This is a genomic window from Blastococcus sp. KM273128 (genome assembly GCF_021698975.1).
In the GTDB taxonomy this organism is placed as follows: Bacteria; Actinomycetota; Actinomycetes; order Mycobacteriales; family Geodermatophilaceae; genus Blastococcus.
In genome coordinates this window covers 1-5,958 of the sequence record NZ_SSXA01000128.1, presented here as the reverse complement: position 1 = coordinate 5,958, position 5,958 = coordinate 1, and the positions used below count along the sequence as shown (strand labels likewise).

The following is a 5,958-nucleotide window of genomic DNA, read 5'->3' as shown; positions in this document are numbered from 1 at the left end:
CCGCGCAGACGCGCACTGCGCTCAAGCATCGCCGGCAGCGGCCCCGGCAGCGGCCCCGACCCCCGGCCTCCCGGCTGTGGCTTGACATAGGAGCATCGCGGAGCTCGACCGCCCACATCGGCGCTAATCGCCTACATCGACGAGCACAGGGAGGAGTTCGGGGTCGAGCCGATCTGCCGCGCGCTCACCGTCGCTGGCGCCAAGATCGCCCCGAGCACCTACTACGCCCACCGCGCCCGACCTCCCTCTGCCAGGGCCGTCGCCGACGCCCAGCTCAAGGCCGAGATCAGCCGGGTGCACGAGGCGAACCTGGGCGTCTACGGCGTGCGCAAGGTCTGGCGGGCGCTCAACCGCGAAGGCGTCCCGGTCGCCCGCTGTCGGGTGGAGCGGCTGATGCGCGAACTAGGGCTGGCCGGCGCGGTGCGGGGGAAGGTAAAGCGCACCACAGTGCCCGCCGACGTCGCCGCCCGCCCCGGCGATCTGGTCGACCGGAACTTCACCGCGCCCGCGCCGAACCGGCTGTGGGTGGCCGACCTGACCTACGTCGGCACCTGGTCCGGCTTCGTCTACGTCGCCTTCGTCATGGGCCCGTCGAGTACGAGGACAACCACTACCGTTCGATCGCCGGCCTTACCGAGGACCAACCGGCAGAACCCAGCCTCCACTGAACCCGGGGCGGTTCACTCAGGCGGAGACGTCCTCGTGGGTGTTCACCCCGGGGATGCGCCGCACCGAGCCCCAGCCGAACCGCGCCCACACCACCAGCAGGTTGGCCCCGACCAGCGACCCCAGCGAGTCGCGCACCAGGTCGCCGTTGGTGTCGTCGTTGTCGATCGACAGGTCCGTGCCCAGCCACGCGTCGGAGCGCCACTCGTACACCTCCCACAGCGCGCCGATCGAGATGCCCAGCGCCGCGGTGACGACGGCGATCCCGACGTAGTGCGGCAGGTGCGTCTCGTCGCGCGGGTCGGGCACCACCTCGGCCCGCGCCAGCGCGATGTAGACCACCGGCGCGGTCAGCATCGGCAGCGTGAAGTGCACCAGGTCGTCGAAGCGCACCCACTCGTCGTACAGGCCGAGCACCTCGCCGAACCCCTGCAGCGCCATCGCCACGGTCAGCGACAGGTCGTAGGGCCGCGGCAGGTTCAGCAACCGGGCGACCAGCGTGATGCCGAAGAAGAACGCCAGCAGCGCCGCCGCGCCCCAGTCGCCGGCGACCGCGTACGCGACGGCCCCGCCCAGGAGCACCAGCCGCAGGACGTCGATGCCGTCCCGGATCACCGGCGTCCAGTCGCCCAGCAGCAGGGTGCGCGTGTCCACGGGGGTGACGTACCACCGGGGGGACGGGAGAACCCACGAGCCGCACCCCTCGGCCCCTGGTGCAGAAGGAAGACCAGGCCTACCGTCGCGGCAGCGGGGGCCGTCCGACGCCATCGGAGCTCCCATGTCCGTGCCGCTGATCCTCGCCGTCGACGACGAACCCACCCGCCTCGCCGCCGTGGAGCGGGAGCTGCGCACCCGGTACGAGCCCGACTACCGGGTCTGCTGCCTGCGCACCCCGGCCGCCGCGCTCGCCGCCCTCGAGCGGCTCGCCGCCGACGGCGAGGACGTCGCCCTGGTGCTCGCCGCCGACGAGCTCGCCGGCGCCCCCGGCGCCGACCTCCTCGGCGAGGTGCCCGCCCTCTTCCGGCACGCCCAGCGCGCCCTGCTCGTCGACTGGGCCAGCGTCGGCATCGCCGAGGAGGGCGACGCCATCTTCGAGGCGATCGCCGGCGGCCGGATCGACCACTACGTCATCCGGCCCGCCCCGCCGCCGGACGAGCTGTTCCACCAGGCGATGTCGACCTTCCTCCTCGCCTGGGCCGAGGAGCGCCGCCGCGCCCCGCACACCATCGACGTCGTGGGGGAAACGTGGTCGGGACGGGCGTACGAGCTGCGCGAGGTGCTCGGCCGCTGCGCCATGCCGCACCGGTTCTGCCTGGCCGCGTCGGACCAGGGCCGCGCCCTCCTCGGCGAGGCGCCGCCGCGCCGGCTGCCGGTGGTCGTCATGCCCACCGGCCACGTCATGGAGGACCCGAGCGACGTCGACATCGCCCGCTCGGCCGGCACCCTCATCGAGCCCTCCGGCGAGCACTACGACCTGGTCATCATCGGCTGCGGCCCCGCCGGCCTCTCCGCCGGCGTGTACGGCGCCTCCGAGGGGCTGCGCACCGTGGTCATCGACTCGGGCAGCCTCGGCGGCCAGGCGACGTCGAGCTCCTCGATCCGCAACTACCTCGGCTTCCCGCGCGGCGTCACCGGGGCCGACCTCGCCCGCCGGGCCTACCAGCAGGCGTGGGTGTTCGGCGCCCGCTTCGCCTTCATGCAGGAGGTCACCGACCTGGCCGCGGACGGCGAGGGCGTCGTCGTCCGCCTGCACACCGGCGGGGTGGTCGTCGCGGGCGCCGTCGTCCTCGCGACCGGTGCGGCCTACCGGCGGCTCGACGTCCCCGCGCTCGAGGCGCTGCACGGCGCGGGCGTCTTCTACGGCGCCGCCGCCTCGGAGGCGCCGCTGGTCGCCGGCAAGGAGGTGTTCATCGTCGGCGGCGCCAACTCCGCCGGGCAGGCCGCGATCCACCTCGCCGGCTACGCCGACCGGGTCACCCTCGTCGTCCGCGCGGGCAGCCTCGAGGCGGGCATGTCGCACTACCTCGTCCACCAGGTGCGGGAGACGCCGAACATCGAGGTGCGCACGGGCACCGAGGTCGTCGACGGCGGCGGTGACGGCTGGCTGGACCACCTCGTCCTGCGCGACCGGGCGACCGGCGCCGAGGAGAAGGTCGACGCCTACGCGCTGTTCCTCATGATCGGCGCCCAGCCGCACACCGCCTGGCTGCCGCCGCACCTCGAGCGCGACCCGGCCGGGTTCGTCGTCACCGGCGCCGAGCTCGGCGACGCCGGGATCGACGCCCTCGGCCGGCGCCCGTTGCCGCTGGAGACGAGCATCCCCGGGGTGCTCGCGGCCGGCGACGTCCGGCACGGGTCGGTCAAGCGGGTCGCCTCCGCCGTCGGCGAGGGCGGGATCGCCATCCAGCACGTGCACCGGCTGCTCAAGGTCTGAGGGTGCGGCGCGGCAGCCGACACCCCGGACGCCCCACTCGTCACAGCCGACCTGCACCTTCGACCGGGGTCCCGCGAACCGTCGGGGTCCGCTCGTACGCTGGCCGAAACCCTCCACGGAAGGACACGGTGTGGGCAAGCACCTGCTCGACGAGACGGCCGAGTTCAAGATGCCTCAGCCGGGGCGGCACGCCGCTCCGGAGACGGCCGAGCTCGAGGCCACCCAGCGGTTCGACGCCGGTCTGCAGCGACCGCGCCCCGTCGTCCCCAACTCGCAGTTCGGCAAGGACGCCGAGCAGCGCTGAGCGCCGCGCCGGGAGCCCCGTGCGGGCTCCCGGCGTGCGGCGCCCTCAGGCGGTGCCCTCCGCCGCGATCAGGTCGGTGACCTCCTGCGGCGGGGACGAGCAGTCGTCACCCGAGGGCTCCTGCTCCGAGGCCATCCCCGTGACGCCGGCGTCCTCGACCGGGGTGAAGCCCAGCCGGTCGAGGTGGCGCGGCACCCGCGCCTGCGCGTTCAGCACGTGCGAGCGGGACAGCCAGCCCATCCCGTCGTCGACCTGGAAGTCCATCCCGCCGCCGGGCGCCCGCTGCACGTGACCGGGTGAGGGCAGCAGCCCGACCAGCATCACCGCCTCGTCGGCCGTCAGCTCGGCCGGCGGGGAGTCGAAGTAGTACCAGCCGGCCGCGCAGACCCCGTAGATCGTCGGGCCGAACTGCGCGTAGTTGACGTACAGCTCCAGCATCCGGCGGTCGTCGATGAACGCCGCGAGCTCCACCGCCAGCGCCGCCTCCAGGCCCTTGCGCCAGGCGCTGAGCTCCTGGTTGAGGAACAGGTTCTTCGCCACCTGCTGCGGGATGGTCGACCCCGACGGGTCGTCCTCGCCGGAGAGGTGCGCCGTCGCGCGGTTCCACAGCGCGTCCCACTCGAAGGCGCCGTCGCGGTAGGGGAGCTGCGCGTCCTCGTGCGCGATCACCGCGGCGAGGAAGTTCCGCGACACGTGCTCGACCGGCACCGACTGCTGGATCGCGCCCCCGGGGTTGGCCGCCATGAACGCCGTCGTCGGCGGGTCCACCCAGCGCAACGACAGCACGACCAGCGCCTGCACGACGCCGAGCACCGCCAGCACCTTCACGATGCGGCGGAACAGCCCCCGGCGGCGCCGCGGCGCACGCAACCGGCGACGGCGCCCGCGCTCGGGCCCGGCCGGCGGGGCCGGCGGCGGGACCGGACCCTGCGGCGGCGGGTACGCGCCCCGCGGCTGCGGGAACGGACCCCGTTGCGGCGGGAACGGGCCGCGCGGCGGCGGACCACCCGCGGGGGGCGGCCCGGCGTACCAGTCGTTGCCCTCCGGCGGCGGCTGGTCGAAGCGCGGGCGGCGGGGCGGTTCCTGCTGCGGCAGCGGCTCGGTGGGCCGACGGCGGAGCCAGCGGGTGGAGCGCGGGTCGGGCGGGACGGAGGCCACGAGGCGGTGCTCCTCAGGTCGGCGTCGAGAGTCGATGGTACGGCGGCCGGCCGGGGGAGCGGCCTACCCGACGCCGACCCGCTCCCGCTCGGCCGGGACCGGCGGCTCCTCGGCCCCGGCCGGCGGGAACAGCTCCCACACCAGGAACGCCGCCGCGGCGAGCACCAGCAGCGACACCGCCGGGTCGCCCGCGACGACGTCCACCAGCGGCTGCAGCACCGACGCGCCGGCCGTGAGCGCCGCGACCCACGAGGCGCCCGCCACCACCACGCCGGCGCCGGCCACCACGGCCCGCACCGCCGCGTGCACCCGCGAGCGGCTCACCAGCACGGCCAGCGGCAGCCCGACCACCACCGCCACCACCAGGGCGAGCGCCGTCCCGGGGACCTCCGCGGGCGCGAGCAGGGCGCCGTGCCCCAGCCCCGCCACCCCGGCGAGCCAGCCCGAAGCCCGCGGCGCCAGCGGCCGTACCGCGTGCACCGCCGCTCCCGCGACCGACGCGGCGACCAGCACCTCCGCCGCCGTGCCCCCGACCGGCAGCACCGCCCCGAGCGCCAGCCCACCGAGGACGAGGGCGGTCAGCAGCCCGGCCCGGGCCAGCGCCCCGGGCAGCGACCGCTGCCCCCGCCACCGGCGGCCGACGGCGACCAGCGGTGCGGTCAGCAGCAGCAGCGCCAGGAAGGCCAGGTGCTCCGCGGTCAACACCCTGCACCCGCCACGGAGGGCGACCGCAGCACCGGGTCGGGTCGCGGGATCACCCGGCCGACGATGGCGGCCCCGCTTGGGACCGGCCTGGGCAGACCCTGTGCATCCGGTGTGAAGCCCCGGGTCAGAGAGCGGGCGGCACTCCCCGCAGCCGGACGACGGCGGCGCGGAAGTCCCGCCGGCCGACCGCGCGCCAGGCGGTGCGGACGGCGGGGGGCAGGGCGGCGAGCACGCGGGCGCGGTCGATGGCCGAGGCGTCCTCGAGCACCAGGCCCAGCATCAGCATCTGCTCCCGGCCGGGGAGCGCGGCCCCCGTCGCCCGGACGACGGCGGCCCACTCGCCGGCCGGCAGGTGGACGGCGAGCAGCGGCATCAGATCGGCCTCGTCCGCCGCGGCCGAGACGACGACGGCGTCCGCGGCGACCCGGCAGGCCACGACGAAGGCGTCCCGCGCGGGCACCGTCCCGCTCCCGGCCCACTCCCGCGCCGCGGCCGCGAGGTCGCGGAGCAGGCAGTCCAGCGGTGCGGTCCGGGCGGCCCACGCGGCGACGTTCCACCGCGCGCCCTCCACCTCGGCGGCCGGCAGCGAGCGGAGCAGCGCGGGCCACAGCCGCTCCCGCTCGACGGCGTGGTGCCCGAGCAGCACCCGCGCGACCAGGTCGGCGTGCCCAGTGAGCTCGGTGGTGCGGGC

6 protein-coding genes, 1 pseudogene and 1 other annotated feature are annotated in these 5,958 nt (G+C 75.8%); of the genes and pseudogenes, 3 read left to right on the top strand and 4 right to left on the bottom strand.

All coding sequences use genetic code 11. The features are described 5' to 3' along the window. The first annotated feature begins 91 nt into the window (after positions 1-91). Positions 92-213: a sequence feature (AL1L pseudoknot), on the top strand. Further along, positions 100-585: pseudogene (locus E9529_RS20935) on the top strand (IS3 family transposase); the annotation flags it as partial. (Overlaps the previous feature by 114 nt.) 99 nt (positions 586-684) lie before the next feature. Here E9529_RS20935 and E9529_RS20930 read toward each other — a convergent pair. Further along, the gene (locus E9529_RS20930) at positions 685-1,320 is read right to left on the bottom strand and encodes a hypothetical protein (protein ID WP_236833197.1); all 636 of its coding nucleotides are present in this window, start codon (positions 1,318-1,320) and stop codon (positions 685-687) included. Positions 1,321-1,444: 124 nt separating this feature from the next. On the opposite strand from E9529_RS20930, the gene E9529_RS20925 reads away from it, so the two are divergent. Further along, entirely contained in the window at positions 1,445-3,100 is a 1,656-nt protein-coding gene (locus E9529_RS20925) for an FAD-dependent oxidoreductase (RefSeq protein ID WP_236833196.1), read from the top strand. A gap of 130 nt (positions 3,101-3,230) precedes the next feature. After that, positions 3,231-3,404 (top strand): hypothetical protein, encoded by a 174-nt coding sequence (locus E9529_RS20920; RefSeq protein ID WP_236833195.1) that lies wholly within the window; start codon positions 3,231-3,233, stop codon positions 3,402-3,404. Positions 3,405-3,449: 45 nt separating this feature from the next. Here E9529_RS20920 and E9529_RS20915 read toward each other — a convergent pair whose 3' ends face one another. The 3 genes from E9529_RS20915 to E9529_RS20905 all read right to left on the bottom strand — a co-directional run. Further along, a complete protein-coding gene (locus E9529_RS20915; protein WP_236833194.1) occupies positions 3,450-4,562 on the bottom strand; it encodes a transglycosylase domain-containing protein in 1,113 nt (370 codons plus the stop codon). Positions 4,563-4,625: 63 nt separating this feature from the next. Then, on the bottom strand, positions 4,626-5,264 hold the full coding sequence (locus E9529_RS20910; RefSeq protein ID WP_236833193.1) for a hypothetical protein: 639 nt from the start codon (positions 5,262-5,264) through the stop codon (positions 4,626-4,628). Positions 5,265-5,391: 127 nt separating this feature from the next. Continuing rightward, positions 5,392-5,958, bottom strand: a 567-nt coding sequence (locus tag E9529_RS20905; RefSeq protein ID WP_236833192.1) for a hemerythrin domain-containing protein, incomplete at its 5' end; no start/stop codon positions are given.

Excerpts from the sequence above, each read along its gene's own strand:
- E9529_RS20925 (WP_236833196.1), top strand. The coding sequence starts at position 1,445 with ATGTCCGTGCCGCTGATCCTCGCCGTCGACGACGAACCCACCCGCCTC.